Source organism: Lysobacter yananisis, from assembly GCF_031199375.1.
Lineage (GTDB): Bacteria > Pseudomonadota > Gammaproteobacteria > Xanthomonadales > Xanthomonadaceae > Lysobacter > Lysobacter yananisis.
In genome coordinates this window covers 950844-968184 of sequence record NZ_CP133568.1, presented here as the reverse complement: position 1 = coordinate 968184, position 17341 = coordinate 950844, and the positions used below count along the sequence as shown (strand labels likewise).

11 protein-coding genes are annotated in these 17341 nt (G+C 67.7%); all 11 read left to right on the top strand.

Annotated elements, in window-relative coordinates; translation table 11 throughout:
- Positions 1-55: 55 nt before the first annotated feature.
- The 11 genes from RDV84_RS04120 (at position 56) to RDV84_RS04070 (ending at position 17340) form a co-directional block, all read left to right on the top strand.
- The gene (locus RDV84_RS04120; RefSeq protein WP_241833772.1) at positions 56-529 is read left to right on the top strand and encodes a tetratricopeptide repeat protein; all 474 of its coding nucleotides are present in this window, start codon (positions 56-58) and stop codon (positions 527-529) included.
- Between the two features lie 66 nt (positions 530-595).
- Positions 596-1102: a type VI secretion system contractile sheath small subunit gene (tssB, locus tag RDV84_RS04115; RefSeq protein WP_057946042.1), complete on the top strand. Its 507-nt coding sequence runs from the start codon at positions 596-598 to the stop codon at positions 1100-1102.
- Between the two features lie 2 nt (positions 1103-1104).
- Positions 1105-2598, top strand: coding sequence for a type VI secretion system contractile sheath large subunit (gene tssC, locus RDV84_RS04110; RefSeq protein WP_078998026.1), 1494 nt, complete (start codon positions 1105-1107; stop codon positions 2596-2598).
- A 147-nt stretch (positions 2599-2745) separates the two neighbouring features.
- Entirely contained in the window at positions 2746-3279 is a 534-nt protein-coding gene (locus RDV84_RS04105; protein WP_057946044.1) for an Hcp family type VI secretion system effector, read from the top strand.
- Positions 3280-3641: 362 nt separating this feature from the next.
- Positions 3642-4130 (top strand): type VI secretion system baseplate subunit TssE, encoded by a 489-nt coding sequence (gene tssE, locus RDV84_RS04100; RefSeq protein WP_057946045.1) that lies wholly within the window; start codon positions 3642-3644, stop codon positions 4128-4130.
- Between the two features lie 13 nt (positions 4131-4143).
- Positions 4144-5979: a type VI secretion system baseplate subunit TssF gene (tssF, locus tag RDV84_RS04095; RefSeq protein ID WP_309152567.1), complete on the top strand. Its 1836-nt coding sequence runs from the start codon at positions 4144-4146 to the stop codon at positions 5977-5979.
- A complete protein-coding gene (gene tssG / locus RDV84_RS04090) occupies positions 5943-7031 on the top strand; it encodes a type VI secretion system baseplate subunit TssG (RefSeq protein ID WP_309152566.1) in 1089 nt (362 codons plus the stop codon). Before tssF ends, tssG begins: the two co-directional genes overlap by 37 nt.
- 133 nt (positions 7032-7164) lie before the next feature.
- Positions 7165-9996, top strand: a complete 2832-nt coding sequence (gene tssH / locus RDV84_RS04085; RefSeq protein ID WP_309152565.1) for a type VI secretion system ATPase TssH — start codon at positions 7165-7167, stop codon at positions 9994-9996.
- Positions 9997-10328: 332 nt separating this feature from the next.
- Positions 10329-13178, top strand: coding sequence for a type VI secretion system Vgr family protein (locus RDV84_RS04080; protein WP_309152564.1), 2850 nt, complete (start codon positions 10329-10331; stop codon positions 13176-13178).
- 10 nt (positions 13179-13188) lie between these two features.
- On the top strand, positions 13189-14109 hold the full coding sequence (locus RDV84_RS04075; protein ID WP_309152563.1) for a DUF4123 domain-containing protein: 921 nt from the start codon (positions 13189-13191) through the stop codon (positions 14107-14109).
- A 12-nt stretch (positions 14110-14121) separates the two neighbouring features.
- Positions 14122-17340: a toxin VasX gene (locus RDV84_RS04070; RefSeq protein ID WP_309152562.1), complete on the top strand. Its 3219-nt coding sequence runs from the start codon at positions 14122-14124 to the stop codon at positions 17338-17340.
- Position 17341 lies beyond the last annotated feature (1 nt).

Here is a 17341-nt window from a genome sequence, read left to right as displayed (position 1 = left end):
GGCATCTTGCGCCAGCGGCGGAGGCACCAAGAAATCGCCCAACGACTACAACGCGTTGCTCCGTAACGCCGAAGCCGAATTGTCGGCCGGCCGCATGGAACAGGCGCTGGTCGGCTTCAACGCGGCCGCCCAGGCCGATCCGACGCGCAAGGAACCGTGGCTGCGCAGCGCGCAATTGCAGTTCGACGCCGGCAACTACGGCCGCGCGATCGTCGCCGCCGAAGAGGCGCTCAAGCGCGATCCCAACGACAAGATCGCCGACAGCGTGCTCACCGTGAGCGGGCTGCGGGTGGCGTCGAAGTCGCTGAACCGCCTGCAGAGCAGCGGCGCGCTGGTGTCCGACGCCGCGCAGAAGGAAGCCCGCGATCTCGCCACGACCATGCGCAACACCATGGGCCGCGACTTCGTCCTCGGCGAAGAGTCCAAGCCGACGCCGCGCCCGCAGCCCAAGCCGGCGTCGTCGCGTCCGTCCAAGAAGCCCGCCAAGCCCGCGGCCGCTCAGCCCAAGGACGACAACCCGTTCAACTGACCCGGCCGCGACGGTCGCGGGTGCAGTCGAAAACGGTCGGGCGCTACATGTCACGGAGAAGATGTGATGGCCAAGAAGGAAAGCATTCAGAAGCGGCTGCAGAAGATCCGGCCGCCGCGGGTCCAGTTGACCTACGACGTCGAGAAGGGCGACGCGATCGAACAGAAGGAGATTCCGTTCGTGGTCGGCGTGCTCGGCGATTTCAGCGGCAAGCAGGAAGGCCCGCAGCCGAAGATCAAGGACCGTAAGTTCGTCAACGTCGACATGGACAACTTCGACGAAGTGCTCGAAGGCATGGCGCCGCGCGCGGTCTACCGCGTCCCCAACAAGATCAGCGACGCCGGCGGCGAGTTCGGCGTCGAGCTGAACTTCAAGTCGATGGAAGACTTCCGCCCCGAAGCGGTGGTGCAGCAGGTCGATCCGCTGCGCAAGCTGCTGGAGGCGCGCACCAAGCTCGCCGACCTGCGCAACAAGCTGGCCGGCAACGAGAAGCTGGAAGACCTGCTCAACGAGGTGTTGAACAACACCGAGCAACTCAAGAAGCTCGGCGCCCAGCCGGAAGGGCAGGAGTGAGCATGAACGCTACGCAAGCCGCCGGCGCCAGCGCCGCCGCCGCCGGTACCGAGGAACTCGGCCTGCTCGACCAGATCGTCGAGAAGAGCAAGGTCGCCAAGTCCGCCGCCGAGCACGAGCGCGCCAAGGACATCATTTCCGAGCTCGCGCGCGAGGTGCTGGAAGGCACGGTCGTCGTCTCCGACAACCTCAACCTGACCCTCGACGCGCGCGTGGCCGAGCTGGACCGGCTGATCTCCGACCAGCTCAACGCGATCATGCACGCGCCGCAGTTCCAGCAGCTGGAAAGCTCCTGGCGCGGCCTGCACTACCTGTGCTCGCAGACCTCCACCGGCACCCAGCTCAAGATCAAGGTGTTCAACGCGCCCAAGCGCGAGCTGGTGAAGGACTTCAAGTCGGCGATCGACTTCGACCAGAGCTCGCTGTTCAAGAAGGTCTACGAGGAAGAGTTCGGCACCTTCGGCGGCTCGCCGTTCGGCGCCCTGCTCGGCGACTACTACATCGGCCGCCAGGCCGAGGACATGTACTTCGTCGAGCAGATGTCGCACGTCGCCGCCGCCGCGCACGCGCCGTTCATCTCGGCCGCGTCGGAAGAAATGTTCGGCCTGGAGACCTTCACCGACCTGGGCAAGCCGCGCGACATGGCCAAGGTGTTCGACACCGTCGAATACGCCAAGTGGAAGTCGTTCCGCGACTCCGAGGACAGCCGCTACGTCGGCCTGACCCTGCCGCGCTTCCTCGGCCGCCTGCCGTACAACCCCAAGGACGGCACGGTGGTGGAGGGCTTCAACTTCGTCGAGGAAGTCGACGGCCAGGACCACAGCAAGTACCTGTGGTGCAACACCGCCTACGCGTTCGGCGCGCGCCTGACCAAGGCCTTCGAAGACTACGCCTGGTGCGCGGCGATCCGCGGCGTGGAAGGCGGCGGCCTGGTCGAGGACCTGCCGACCCACACCTTCCGTACCGACGACGGCGAGGTCGCGCTGAAGTGCCCGACCGAGGTCGCCATCACCGACCGCCGCGAGAAGGAGCTCAGCGACCTGGGCTTCATCCCGCTGGTGCATTGCAAGAACACCGATTACGCCGCGTTCTTCGGCGCGCAGTCGTCGCAGAAGGCGAAGAAGTACAACACCGACTCGGCGAACGCCAACGCGTCGCTATCGGCGCAGTTGCAGTACATGTTCGCGGTGTCGCGCATCGCCCATTACCTCAAGGCGATGATGCGCGAGAAGATCGGCAGCTTCGCTTCGGCCGGCAACGTCGAGGACTTCCTCAATCGCTGGATCGCGCAGTACGTGCTGCTCGACGACAACGCGACCCAGGACGCCAAGGCCGAGCACCCGTTGCGCGAAGCGGCGATCCAGGTATCGGAGGTGCCGGGCCGTCCCGGCGTCTACCGCGCGGTGGCGTTCCTGCGGCCGCACTTCCAGCTCGACGAGCTGTCGGTGTCCTTGCGTCTGGTCGCGGAACTTCCGGCGGGGGCCAAGAAGGGTTAGAGCATCGCCCCCGGCGAGTGGTAAAGGGCAGGGAGCCCTAATAGCCGTACTTATCCGCAGTTGGCAACACACCTGGCTGTTATTCCAAACCAATGCCGAAAGCCTTCGGCACCATCAACTGTCTCACGGAAGATAAGGAACCTATTTATGTCTAATGGCAACCAAGAACTGAAGCAGAAGCCCAGCATTTTCCTCAAGATCGGTCCGTTCAAGGGCGAGTCCCGCGACAACGATCACAAGGACTGGATCGAGCTGCTCGATTTCCACTTCGAGGTCGTCCAGCCGCGCTCTGCGACCGGCTCCTCGACCGGCGGCCACACCGCCGCGCGTTCGGAGATCTCCACGATCAACATCGTCAAGGAAGCCGATCTGTCCTCGACTGCGTTCCTGCAGGCCGCGGCCAACGGTTCGACCCTCGACAAGATGACGGTCAACGTCCGCCGCGCCGACGGCAAGGACGGCAAGGCGATCAACTACCGCGTGTTCGAGGCGATGAACATCGTCGTCAGCAAGGTGCGCACCTACGTCGGCAGCAACGGCCTGCTGATGGAGGACATCCAGCTGTCGATCGCGACGATGAAGGACACCTACACCGCGCAGGGCATCGAAGGCGGCCCGAAGGGCAACAGCACCTTCCAGTACAGCTGGTCGAAGAACACCCCTCAGTACACCGCGAGCTGAGGTTCGAGGTTGTCGGAGGTGCGGCGTCCTTGCGGATGCCGCGCCTTTGGACGATGCAAACCGGCCGGCGGCGGAGTTTCCGCTGCCGGTTCTACGTTGGACCCGCCGCAAGGCGCGGCTTCGGCTTCGAAGCCGGCCCTGGGCGAGGCGAGCGACGGGCGTTGCCGGCGCGTGTGGCCGGCGGCGAGCGGATCGGGACCGGATCGTGCCGCCTCGACCGGCGAGCTACCGGGCCGCGGCGCGACCACCGCGCAGCCGCTCCCGGCACGACCCGCGCCGTACCGCTCGCCCGAAGCGATGCAATGGATGCACGGCCGCGGCTTTCTCCCGGGCAGGCGCCGGCCGACGACAGGAAACGCGAGATGAAGGGATTCGAACCCAGCCTGCTGGAAAAGTTGTTCGACGACGAGCCCAAGTCGCCCTCGGCCGGACGCATCTTCAAGTCGATCTCGGTCGACCAGTACAAGGAATCGGTCGCCCGCGACCTGGAAGGCCTGCTCAACAGCCGCGCCGCCTTCACCGAAGACGAACTCAAGTCCTTCCCGCAGTGCCAGCGCTCGCTGATGACCTTCGGCCTGCGCGACTTCTCCGCCCTGAGCCTGGCCAACGCGTTCGACCGCGCGGCCATCTGCCGCTCGCTGGAGCAGTCCATCGCCCGCCACGAGCCGCGCCTGCACAGCGTCCGGGTCGCGCTGGAGAACCACGCGCGCAGCGCCGGCGGCCTGCGCTTCGCGATCCACGCCCTGCTCGACCTGCAGCCGGCGCGCGAGCCGATCAGCTTCGACGCGATGCTGCAGCCCAACACCCTGCAGTACTCCGTCGTGCGCCAGCGACGGGTCGCGGCGGTCTGAACGGAGCGGGACGATGGAAGACCTGCTGCCATTCTACGAACGCGAACTGGCCTTCCTGCGCCGCTACGGGCGCGATTTCGCCGAGCGCTATCCCAAGATCGCCAGCCGCCTGCTGCTGTCCTCCGACGGCAGCCAGGACCCGCACGTCGAGCGCCTGATCGAGTCCTTCGCGCTGCTCAGCGCGCGGGTGTCGAAGAAGATCGAGGACGACTACCCCGAGTTCACCGAAGCGCTGCTGGAAGTGCTGTATCCGCACTACCTGCGGCCGTTTCCGTCGTGCTCGATCGCGCGCTTCGACGCCGGCTCGGGCCTGGCCAAGCTCAGCGCGCCGGCCACGATCGCGCGCGGCACCTTGCTGCATTCGCGCCAGGTGCGCGGGGTGAGCTGCAAGTTCCGCACCGCCTACGACGTGGTGCTGGCGCCGATCCGGGTGGCCAAGGCGGGCTTTCGCAGCATCGCCGAGGCGCCGATGGCGGTGAGCCTGCCGCAGGGCAGCGGCGGGCAGATTTCGATCTCGTTCGAACTGCTCGGCGACCAGCCCTCGCTGACCAAGCTCGGCCTCGACAAACTGCGCCTGTTCGTCGACGGCGAGCCCTCGTTCTGCGCGGCCTTGCGCGACACGCTGACGATGAACCTGCGCGCGGCCTACATCGAGCCGACCGGCAGCAACCGCTGGCACGCGCTGCCGCGGATTCCGCTCGACGAAGTCGGCTTCGGCGAGGACGAATCGCTGATCGACTACCCCGAGCGCTCGCATCCGGCCTATCGCCTGTTGACCGAGCTGTTCGCGTTCCCGGAGAAGTTCGGCTTCTTCGACCTCGACCTGAAGGCGCTGCGCGCCCAGGCCGGCGCCGCGTTCACCCTGCACCTGATCGTCAAGAGCGCGCCGCTGGATTCGCCGGTGTCGCGAGTGCTGGAAGCGCTGGGCGCGGACAACATCGCGCTGGGCTGCGCGCCGGTGGTCAATCTGTTCGAACAGCACGGCGAGCCGATCCGCACCACCCACCGCACCGCGTCCTATCCGGTGGTCGCCGACGCGCGCCGCGCGTTCGCGTTCGAAGTGCATTCGATCGACTCGGTCAAGCGCGTGCGGCAGACCCCGCAGGGCGAGAAGATCACCGAGTTCCGGCCGTTCTATTCGCTGCACCACGGCGAAACCCCGGACAAGACCGGGCAGTACTGGCTCGCCCACCGCGACGAGCAGGTCGCGCGGATGAGCCCTGGCTACGAGACCGAGCTGTCCTTCGTCGACCTGGACTTCAACCCGGTGCTGCCGCAGACCGACATCGTCAGCCTGGAGCTGACCTGCAGCAACCGCGACCTGCCGACCCACCTGGCCTACAACGTGCAGGGCGGCGACCTGACCATGGAAGGCGGCGGCATCGCGCGCGCGATCAGCCTGTTGCGCAAGCCCAGCCAGCCGCGCCGCTTCGAGCGCGGCCGCGGCGCGCAGTGGCGGCTGATCTCGCACCTGAGCCTCAATCATCTGTCCCTGACCCAGAGCGGCCTGCCGGCGCTGAAGGAGATGCTGCGGCTGTACGACACCACGCGCTCGGCGGTGACCGCGCGCCAGATCGAGGGCATCGTCGGGCTCGAACACAAGCCCGCCACCGCGTGGATGCCGGGCCGGCATTTCACCAGCGTGGTGCGCGGGGTCGAGATCCGCATGACCATCGACGAGCACAATTTCGTCGGCACCGGCGTGGCCGCGTTCGCCAAGGTGCTCGACCACTTCTTCGGCCTGTATGTGCACGCCAACAGCTTCACGCAGCTGACGCTGCTGTCGAGCCACGGCGGCGAGGTACTGATCCAATGCCAACCGCGAAGCGGCGAATCGATCCTGGTGTAGCCCAGCAGGTCCTGGCCGAGCCGCATCGCTTCCAGTTCTTCCAGGCGATGCGGATCTTCGAGCACCTGTTCGCGCGCCAGGGCGTGCCCCTGCGCGACGTGCTGCCGTTCCGGCTGCGCTTCGCCAACTCGCTGTCGCTGGGCTTTCCCGCCAGCGAGATCGAGCAGGCGGTGGCCTGCGACCAGCAGGGCGTCGAGCTTGAAACGGCCGAGGCGATCGAGGCCGCGGTGGCGGCGCAGGACATCGCCGAGGTCCGGGTCGTGCCGGGCTTCATCGGCCTGCTCGGCGGCGCCGGGGTGATGCCGCTGCACTACACCGAAACCATCGCCCAGCGCGAGATCTACCTGCGCGACCGCACCGCGCGCGCGTTCCTGGACATGTTCGCCAACCGCGCGGTGGCCCAGCACTATGCGGCGTGGAAGAAGTACCGCCTGCACTTGCAGTACGAACTCGACCGGCGCGAACGCTTCCTGCCGTTGCTGCTGTCGCTGGCCGGCGTCGGCCTGCACGCCTTGCGCGACCGGATGGTCGACGGCGAGGGCGACGTGTTCGACCAGGCGGTCGCGCATTACGCCGGCGGCATCCGCCAACACCCGATGTCGGCGACGTTCATGCAGCGCATCCTGTCGGATTATTTCCAGGCGCCGCTGCGGGTCGAGCAGTTCGTCGGCGCCTGGTACGCGGTGCCCGAGCAGCAGCGCTCGCGCCTGGGCATGGCCAACGCGCGGCTGGGTTCGACCGCGCTGGCGGGCGACCGGGTCTGGCAGCGCGACCTGCGCCTGCGGCTGTGGATCGGGCCGCTGGACCGCGAGAATTTCCAGCGCTTCCTGCCCGGCGGCAGCGCCGCGCGCGCGCTGGCCAAGTGGCTGAACCTGCTGGCCGGTTCGACCCTGGAGTACGAAGTGCGCCTGGTGCTGCGCGCGCAGGATGTGCAGGGCGTGCGCATGGACGAGCAGGGCGGCGCGCGGCTGGGCTGGGACAGCTACCTGTGCTCGCGGCCGTCCGAGGTCGATCGCGCCGACACCCGTTATCACCTTCAGACTTTGCAGTAACGCCCTATACGCGTTCAAAGGAGTTTCGCCGCATGGACCGCCCGAGCTTTTCCCCGACCTTGTCGCCGCACCGCCTTCGCGGCCGCGTCGCCCGCTGCGCCCCCGCCCACTACGAATCGCGGACCCTCGACGCATGAGCATCAACCTCAAGACCCTGATCGGAAAGCTCGACGACACCTGCCGGCGCTCGGCCGAGCGCGCCGCCAACCTGTGCATGGCGCGCGGCCACTACGAGGTCGACATCGAGCATCTGCTGCTGGCCCTGCTCGAACATCCGCAGTGCGACGTCGCGCTGATCGCGCAGCGCAGCGGGCTCTCGCTCGACGGCCTGCGCCGCGACCTGGAAACCGAGATCGGCCGGTTCAAGAACGGCAACAGCCGCACGCCGGTGTTCTCGCCGCACCTGCCGACCCTGTTCGAACACGCCTGGCTGATCGCCTCGCTGGATTCGCAGACCACGCGCATCCGCAGCGGCCACCTGCTGCTGGCGCTGCTGACCGAGCCGGGCCTGGCGCAGTTGGCGCTGCGCGGTTCGGCCCAGTTCGTGCGGATCAACCGCGACGAGCTCAAGCACAACTTCGCCAAGCTCACCGAGGGCTCGTCGGAAGCCGCCGAGGGCGTGCGCTTCGCCGATGCCGGGCAGGCGCCGGCCGAAGGCGCGCAGGGCGACGCCGCGACCGCGGCCGAGGCGGCCCAGGGCGGGCTGTCGAAGACGCCGGCGCTGGACCAGTTCACCACCAACCTGACCCAGCGCGCGCGCGACGGGCACCTGGACCCGGTGGTGGGACGCGAGGGCGAGATCCGCCAGGTCGTCGACATCCTGCTGCGGCGGCGCCAGAACAACCCGATCCTCACCGGCGAGGCCGGCGTCGGCAAGACCGCGGTGGTCGAGGGCCTGGCCTTGCGCATCGCCGCCAAGGACGTGCCCGAGGTGTTGCAGGGCGTCGAGCTGCACACGCTCGACATGGGCCTGCTGCAGGCCGGCGCCAGCGTCAAGGGCGAGTTCGAGAACCGGCTCAAGAACGTCATCGACGAGGTCAAGAAGAGCCCGCATCCGATCGTGCTGTTCATCGACGAGGCCCACACCATGATCGGCGCCGGCGGCCAGGCCGGGCAGAGCGACGCGGCCAACCTGCTCAAGCCGGCGCTCGCGCGCGGCGAGCTGCGCACGATCGCCGCGACCACCTGGGGCGAGTACAAGAAGTACTTCGAGAAGGACGCCGCGCTGGCGCGGCGCTTCCAGGTGGTCAAGGTCGAGGAGCCCAGCGAGACCATCGCCGCGGCGATGCTGCGCGGGCTGGTGCCGCTGATGGAGAAGCACTTCGGCATCCGCGTGCTGGACGAGGCCATCACCGAGGCGGTGCGGCTGTCGCACCGCTACATCAGCGGGCGCCAGCTGCCGGACAAGGCGGTCAGCGTGCTCGACACCGCCTGCGCCAAGGTCGCGCTGGGGCGCAGCGCGACGCCGGCGATCATCGAGGACACGCGCAAGCACATCGAGCGGCTCGAAGCCGAACTCGGCGCGCTGCGGCGCGAAGCCGCGGCCGGGACGGCCAGTGAGGAGCGCCTGGGCGAACTCGACGCGCAGCTGGAGCGATCGCGCAAGGTGCTGGCCGACAACGAAGCGCGGCTGGTCGAGGAAACCGCGCTGGCGCAGCAGGTCCAGGCGCTGCGCGAGGAACTCGAAGCCGCGGCTGCCGCCGCGCCGGCCGTGGCCGCGCCGCCCGCGGCTGATGCGGCTGATGCGGCTGCGGCTGATGCGGCGGAGACGCCGCCGCAGACCAAGCCCGCCAAGGGCAAGGCCAAGGCCGCCGCGAAGCAAGCCGATTCGAAACAGGTCGATTCGAAACAGGCCGATTCGAAACACACCGATCCGAAGCAGGCCCGCCTCGCCGACCTGCTCGCGCAACTGCGCGCGCTGCAGGGCGAGACCCCGATGGTGCCGCTGCAGGTCGACGGCACCGTCGTCGCCGAGATCGTCTCGGCCTGGACCGGCGTGCCGCTGGGCCGGATGATCAAGGACGAGATCCGCACCGTGCGCAACCTCGCGCCGATGCTGTCCGAGCGCGTGATCGGCCAGGACCACGCGCTCGAAGCGGTGGCCCAGCGCGTGCGCACCGCCAGCGCCAAGCTCGAAGACCCGAACAAGCCGCGCGGCGTGTTCCTGTTCGTCGGCCCCTCCGGCGTCGGCAAGACCGAGACCGCGCTGGCCCTGGCCGACATCCTCTACGGCGGCGAGCGCAAGCTGGTCACCATCAACATGAGCGAATACCAGGAAGCGCACAGCGTGTCCGGCCTGAAGGGCTCGCCGCCGGGCTATGTCGGCTACGGCGAGGGCGGCGTGCTGACCGAGGCGGTGCGCCGCCAGCCGTACAGCGTGGTGCTGCTCGACGAAGTCGAGAAGGCCCATCCGGACGTGCTGGAAATGTTCTTCCAGGTGTTCGACAAGGGCATGATGGACGACGCCGAGGGGCGCGAGATCGACTTCCGCAACACCCTCATCATCCTGACCTCGAACGTCGGCTCCGCGCAGATCATGCAGGCGGCGTTGAACAAGCCGGCCGAAGAGATCCCCAAGGCCGACGAACTCGCCGATGCGCTGCGCCCGGTGCTGATGAAGTCGTTCAAGCCGGCGTTCCTGGGACGGCTGAAAGTGGTGCCGTACTACCCGATCTCCGACGAGGTGCTGGCGCAGATCATCGCGCTGAAGCTGCGTCGCATCCGCGACCGCGTCGCGGCCAACCACAAGGCGGCGTTCGAGTGGGACGAAAGCCTGGTCGAGGCGGTGCTGCAGCGTTGCACCGAGGTCGATTCCGGCGCGCGCAACGTCGATCACATCCTCAATGGGACCTTGCTTCCGGAGATCGCCGAGTCGGTGCTCGCACGCATGGCCGAAGGCGGCAAGATCGAGCGGATCAAGATCGGCGCGGCCAAGAGCGGGGAGTTCAAGTACAAGATCGCCTGAGCGCGTCCAGCATCGCTCGGGCCGGCGAGACGCAGCGCGCGGCCGGTGCGGGCGCACAGGGTGCAGCGGGGTCGGGGCGGGAGGCCCCGGCTGCGCCGTCGCGGTGCCCGCGTGGGACCGTCCAGTGGCCCCAAAGGGACCGCCGGGTGGCCGCGGGACGTCCAATTCCGCCGCGTCGCGACAGCCGCTGCGGGCGGAGCTATGATCGACAGGCAAAGGAAGATCCGGCTCCGCGCGGGCCGGAACGCATGCAGGGGCAGTTCCCGAACCACCGCCGGCGCGGCTGCGACGGCGGGAACGCACGGCCCAAGGAGATTGCAGGAGGCAACGCCATGGACGTCCTGACCACGTTACTCAGCGCGCTGAGCGCGCCCCGCCAACACGAACGCCTGATGCGGCTGCACACGTCGCTGGGCCCGGACGCGTTGGTCGCCGAAAGCCTGGACGGCCGCGAATCGCTCGACGACGGCGGCCTGCGTTTCGAACTCACCGCCTTGTCGGTGAACGCCCACCTCGACCTGGCCGCGCTGCTCGGCGAGCCGGTGCGGCTGGATCTGATGTCGGCCGATGCGGTCGACGACCTGCGCAGTTTCCACGGCCACGTCACCGCGTTCGAGCGCATCGGCAGCAACGGCGGCCTGGCCCGCTACCGCCTGATCGTCGAGCCCTGGCTCGCGTTCCTGCGCCAGCGCGTGGACTCGTTCGTGTTCCAGGACATGAGCGTGGTCGAGATCGTCGAATCGGTGTTCGCCGACTACGCCGACCAGGGCCGGCTGGCGCCGGACTGGCGTTGGGACCTCAAGGATCCGGCGGTCTACCGCAAGCGCAGCCTGACCACCCAATACGAAGAATCCGACTACGACTTCCTGCACCGCCTGTTGGCCGAGGAAGGCATCCACTACCACGTCGAACACAGCGACGAGGCGGGGCAGGCGCAGCCGGGCGCGGACGGAACCGGCGGCGAAGCCGCCGCCGACGAATCCAGCCTGGGCCGGCACACCCTGGTGCTGGCCGATCACAACGACGCCTTCGCCGACCTCGGTTCGATCCGCTTCCACCGCAAGGACGTGACCGAACCCGGCGACAGCGTCCAGCAATGGTCGAGCGCGCGGCGCTGGCAGACCGCGCGCCTCCAGCGCGGCAGCTGGGACTATCGCAGCCTCGACCTGCGTCCGGCCGAAGCCCTCGGCACCGGCTACGGCGACGTCGCGCCGCAGGACCAGGACATCGCCGGCCCCTACGCCTATCCTGATCGCGCCACCGGCGAGCGCTACGCGCGCCAGCACCTGGAAGCGCTGCAGGTCGAGGCCGACAGCGTGCGCGGCGAAGGCAGCTGGCGCCGGCTGCGGCCGGGCGGCCGCTTTGTGCTGACCCAGCACCACGCCTATCCGGACGCCGACAGCGGCCGCTTCACCTGCCTGCGCGTGCACCACCGCGCGCGCAACAACCTCGGCGCCGACGTGCTCGACCTGGCCGAGAAGCAACTCGGTCCGGCGACGTTGGCGGTGCCGACGCTGCCCGAGCCGCTGAGCGGCCTGGCCACGCCGTCGCACGACGGTTTCGCGCCCGACCTGGGTGAGGCCGGCGCGAGCGTCGGCAACGACAAGCCCGGCGGCGAAGGTTTCTATCTCAACCGGTTCGAAGCGTTGCCGGCGGCGGTGCCTTACCGCAGCCGCACCCGCGACGGCCACGGCCTGCGCCTGCACCCCAAGCCGACCGTGCACGGCACCCAGACCGCGATCGTGGTCAGCGACGGCGCGCCGCTGCAGACCGACCGCGATCACCGGATCAAGGTCCAGTTCCCCTGGCAGCGCGGCGCCGACGCCAGCAATCGCCTGGCCCATCCCTGCGGCGACGACAACGCGCCGGGCCGGGCCCAGGCCTGGACCTGGGTGCGCGTCGCCGGCCCGTGGGCGGGCGACAACTGGGGCGGGGTGATGCTGCCGCGCAAGGGCCAGGAAGTGGTGGTCGCGTTCCTGGAAGGCGACATCGACCGCCCGGTGGTGATCGGCGCGGTCTACAACGGCCGCGGCCAGGCCGATGCCGCCCACAACGGCGTCGCCGGCGGCGCCGGCGGGGCCACCGGCAACGCCGCGGCCTGGTTCGACGGCAACGAGCACGCCTCGGTGTTCACCGGCTTCAAGAGCCAGGTCCTGGCCGACAGCCAGGGCGGCAGCGGCGGCTACCAGCAGCTGCGGCTCGACGACACGCCGGGCCAGGGCCGGGTCCAGGCCAACACCACCCAACACCTGAGCGCGCTCGCGCTGGGCCACCTCAAGGGCGGCGTCGACAACCTGCGCGGCGCCGAGCGCGGCTTCGGCGCCGAACTCAGCACCCAGGCCGGCGGCGCCCTGCGCGCCGGCGCCGGCCTGCTGCTGACCACCGAACCCGGCCAGCAGCACCTGACCGCTACCGGCGCCCAGGCCCAGCTCGGCCAGGGCGAGCAACTGATCCAGGGCCTGGCCAAGGCGGCCGCGACCCAGCAGGCGACGCTGCCGGACGACCCCGAGGAACTCGCCGCCCAGACCGCGCTGCAGACCACCCAGGACACCATGGCGGCGACCCAGACCGGCACCGCGCCCGGCGACGGCATCGGCGGCGGCGACGGCAGCGCGCCGGGCTGGGACCGGCCGCTGTGGCTGGCGAGCAGCCCCAAGGGCGTGGTCAGCGTGACCGCGAAGAACCAGGTCTGGGTGTCCGGCACCCAGACCGTGCTCAGCGCCGACCAGGACCTGCAATGGCTGAGCCAGGCCGAAAGCGTGGCCGCGGTGGCCGGCGGCATCGCCTTGTTCACCCTCGGCGCCGCCGCGCCGGCCGGCAAGCCCAACCAGGAGCGCGGCATCGCCCTGCACGCCGCCAAGGGCGCGGTGACCCTGCGCGCGCACAAGGAACTAGCGCGCGCGGCGGCGCAGACCAGCGTGCTGATCGCCAGCACCCAGGCCGACGTGGAGATCGCCGCGCCGAACAAACGCCTGCTGGCGACCGCGGCGGGCGCGTATCTCAAGCTCGAGGGCGGCGATATCGAGCTGGGGGCGCCGGGAACGATCGAGTTCAAGAGCAGTCGGCGGGATTGGACGGGGCCGGCTTCGGCCAGTACGCAAGCGAAGTTGCCGAGCGCGGGTTACAAGGGATGCGATTACAAAATGCAGACCGCGGCCCAGGGGGGCGCGGCCCTTGTCTGAGCGAGAATCCATGCAGTCGGGACTGCGCGGGCAACTGCTCGACCTGACCTTGCGCTCGCCCGATAGTTCGATCTATCTGCTGGTGGACACCACGCTCGGCGATCCGCTGGCCAATGTCGCTACGCGCGCGACCGCGGTGGCGGTGCCGATACGGCATCCGGATCTGAAACACGATCACCATCCGTACCTGTTGCGATTGGGCGAGATCGGTCGGGATCCGGCGATCGATACGTCGCTTGCGTTGGGCCTGGCGCAAGCGCTGCGCTCGCCGGAGAGTCTGGCGCTGGGGCGCTCCATCTGCCTGTGGCTGGTTTCCGATTCGGGCATCGACGTTGTGGCCCGTCACCTGGCTGCGCGGGCGAGGGTTCGGGTCGGGAGCGAAACCAAACTGTTCCGCTTCTGGGACCCCCGCGTCATGGATGCGCTCGAACACTTGCTTCGCCCGATGCAGGCCGGCAGTTTGCTCGGGCCCGTGTCGAGCTGCCTGTGGCTGACGCGAAGCGGCAGCCTGGCGACCTTGCGGGCCGTCGATGCGAAGAGCGACGAGGCCGTTGTCGATGGCCTGCGATTGGACCAGCGGCAACTCGATCATCTCGCCCGCGTCGAGCTCATCAACCGTGCGCTCGATGTGCTGCAGGACATGGCGCGCCCGGTGTTGGGGGCCGAAGTTCGAACGGTATTGGGCGGGCTCATCGAAAAGGGCGCGCGCGAATGGACGTTGCGAACCGATCGGGAGTTGGTGACTTACGCGATGTATGGAGTTCTGGTCCATCAAGGATTCGATCGCGAGCCCGAAGTGGCCGAAGCCATGGAGCAGGCCAGGCGCGCCGGAATGTCGCCGATCGACGCGCTCGAGCAGTTCGACGAGAGTTACTGGCAGGCGCTGGCCGGTAAAGCGGATGGGTGCGCCGAAGCAGCAAGAACCGCTTAAGGAGAAGAGCACATGGCAGACACAGGGATCAGTGCCGCACGTCGCGGAGCAGCCGCCAACACCACCGGGGCGAAGGCCGGAGCGCCTTGCCCCAACTGCGTCAAGCAAGGGCTGGCGATTCTGCCGGTGGTGTCCGGCATCATGCCCAATTCCGAAACCACGCCCAGCTTTTTGCCGCTGTCGTCCGCGTTGTTGTCGCTTACCGATCCGATCGTCGCCAATGAGCTGGCGGCGCTTGCCAAAGGCCTGACCAGCAAGGATCTGAGCGCCCACTGGTACTTCATGCGTGCCCTGCCAGCCGGCTATCTCTACGTTTACAAGCCCAATGGGTCGTCGGGGCAATGGGATGTGTACTTGGTCGACCGCTCGGGCTTGTTGCGGAGCGTCGCTCCGAACGACAAGACGCTTTCGCCGGCCGATGCCGCGCCGCTCGACCAGCCGGCCGCCTGCAGCCGTTCCGAACACAACAATCTGGCGCTGCAGTATTTCGTCGTCGATCCGGGCAAGCATCCGGAGATATGGCTCGCTTTCAGTCGGCATCGTTGGACGACGAAGGTCATGGATGCGTATGGCCGCAACGAAGGGAACATCCGCGGCCAGCGGATGACCAGGCTCGACGTCACGGCGGCCGCAGCTGGAAAGCTCGGCAATTACGAGGGCAGCCCGGTGCCGCACGGCATGAAGATGACGGCGGGTATCGGTGGCTATGTGGCCGATTACGCATCGTCGGCGACCCGCGCCAAGATCAACGGCACGCAGGTCGAGCGACTCTACGATCGTGGCGACAGCATGACCATGGTGCCCAGAAAACCGACGGGCGCCGCCGCGGCGCTGGCCGAGGAAATGCGCAAGAGCTCGCAGAATACCGAGGCCAAGCTGGGCGCGGTGGTGCTCCTGCACGACGTCGTCGGCGTCACCCAGCAGCTCAACGCATACCGCAACAAGGTGGCGGCCGAGGCTTGCGTGGTGTCGGGCATGGGCGATCCGGTGCAGACGCGCAAGCGCGCGATCGCCGACATCATCGAGGGCATCCGCGCGAACGCGGAAACCAATCCCGGCCCGTGGTGGGACCGCAACTACGGGCCGGAACGGTATCTCAAGCACATCAACGAATCGGACTGGTCGGCCGCGAAACAATCGTCCGCGCAGTTCAAGTCGCTGTTGGAAAAAGTGAAAACAGTCAGCGCCGACTATTGCGCGGTCAAGGAGTCGGAAGCCTGGAAGCTCGTCAATCGGCTCGACTTCGACGAGACCGATCACGAATCCGCGCTGGACCACGGACGGATGGTGGCGCATTGCGTGGCCGGATCGGGGCGGACCAAGCTCGAACGGGATTTGGTCTGGTATCCGGCGCTGGAGATGGATCCGACCAATCGCGACAACTGGCTGATGCGCGCGCTCAGCGGCGATCACAAGGCGTTCCTGGAGTACCTCGCGGGAAACCCCGGCGATCAGGACGAAGCCTTCGATACGGTACAAGAAGCGCAAGAGCTGTCCGGCAGCTATATCGGAAAAGGCCTGACGCAGATCAACGCGATCAGGGTCGGCATCCGCAACCAGCGGGCGGCCAACGAGGCATTGGCGACGGTCATCGAAACCAGCGCGGGCATCTTGTACAACCTGCGCCGGGACAATCCCAAGGCCTACCGGAAATTGCTGCGCTCGGTGACGCTGGCCCTGATCACGCGAGACGACGTGATCCCGCAGCCGGTCGTGGTCAAGGGCGCCTGGAGCCGCATTTCCGCCAAGATCATGGAAGTGGCGACCGGGGCACCGCGGATCAGCGCGAGGGCGCCTCTCGGCCTGGTCCCCAATGCGGGACGCGGACCGTACCTGGCGACCAAGGGCAATCTGGGCGCTACCGGTTGGGGCCTGTCGGAAGGGCTTGAGGGCGCGGTCGTCATGGAGGCGCCCACCAGCAAATCCGGGCAGGCGCAGACCGTGGCCTGGGTGGTGCACAAGCTGGAAGACGGCGAGCAGCTCAACCGCGCCACGCTGCGCAGGCTGGGCTTGGACGAATTGGACCTGACGACCGCGGCGGGGAATGCCGACAACCCGTTCCAGCGCAACCACCTGAAGGTCGTCGGACAGAAGATCACCATAGGAATGAGCGCGGGCGCGCTGTTCTTCCAGGGGAATGCCCTGGTCGGCGCGATGTGCGATTACTTCGGGGCGGACAAGGAGGATCGCGACGGCGGCGCGCTTGCCGACGCCAGCGTCGGTGTCGGCGTCGCGATCATCGCCGGCATCGGGGCCGCCATCGATTTGAAGATCGCGGTCCAGTCGATGCGCGGATTGGGCGAGGCGGCGACAAGCGTCGCTGAGCGCCAAGCCGCGCGGTGGGGCTTGGTGGCGGGCATCATCGAGGGGCTTTATGCCATCGGCAAAGGCGCGTCGAAAGTCAACGAAGGCGACGTCGATTCCGGCATGTGGACGATGGCCTCGGGGGCGGCGTTGATCGCGGGCAGCCTGGCGGCCTATGGCGCGACTACAGGCACGGTGCTTGGAATCGGCGTATCCCTGGGGCCGGTCGGCTGGGCGCTGTTGATCATCGGCTTCCTCGGACTGGCGCTCTATTGCGCCTGGCAGGCGTTCGGCACCGACGAAGAAAACATGCTGCCGGTGGAGTACTGGCTCGACAACGGAATTTTTGGCAAAGGCGAACACAAGACCGGCAAGATCGCAAAAAACAGCCCTTACTATTCGGCGAAGAGCAAGTCGGTTCAGCCGTTCGCTTCGTTGCAGGACGAGATCTACGGCCTGCAGAAGGTCACCCTGGTGGCGCAAGCGCGCTTTGGGGTGACCAAGGATCGCGGCAACTACAGCCTGCACTTCCGCTATAACGTGACGCTGCCCCGTTATGCCAAGGGCAGCCGTCTGGAGCTGAATTTCACCGCTATCTACAAGGGAAAGCGGATCTCGGTGGGCGGAGTGGTCTGCGAAGACGGAAAAGACAGGTTCTCCCGCTCCGACATCAGCAGTAAATTCACCGGCATGCGCGAAGATCCCTCGATGAGGATCGACAAGTCCGGCGTGATGGAACTCAGCGGTTACTTTTCGACATTGCAGGACGAGGTGTGGGTCGAAAAGCTGATCGAATGGCTTTCCGGCACCGAGGCCAATCCGGACGCACAATACGCCGATGCGATGGAATTGAGCGGTACCTATTGGCCCGATAAGTCCAACCTGCCAGCCCTGTCCTCGACGTTCGAATATCCGCCGAAAAAGTGAC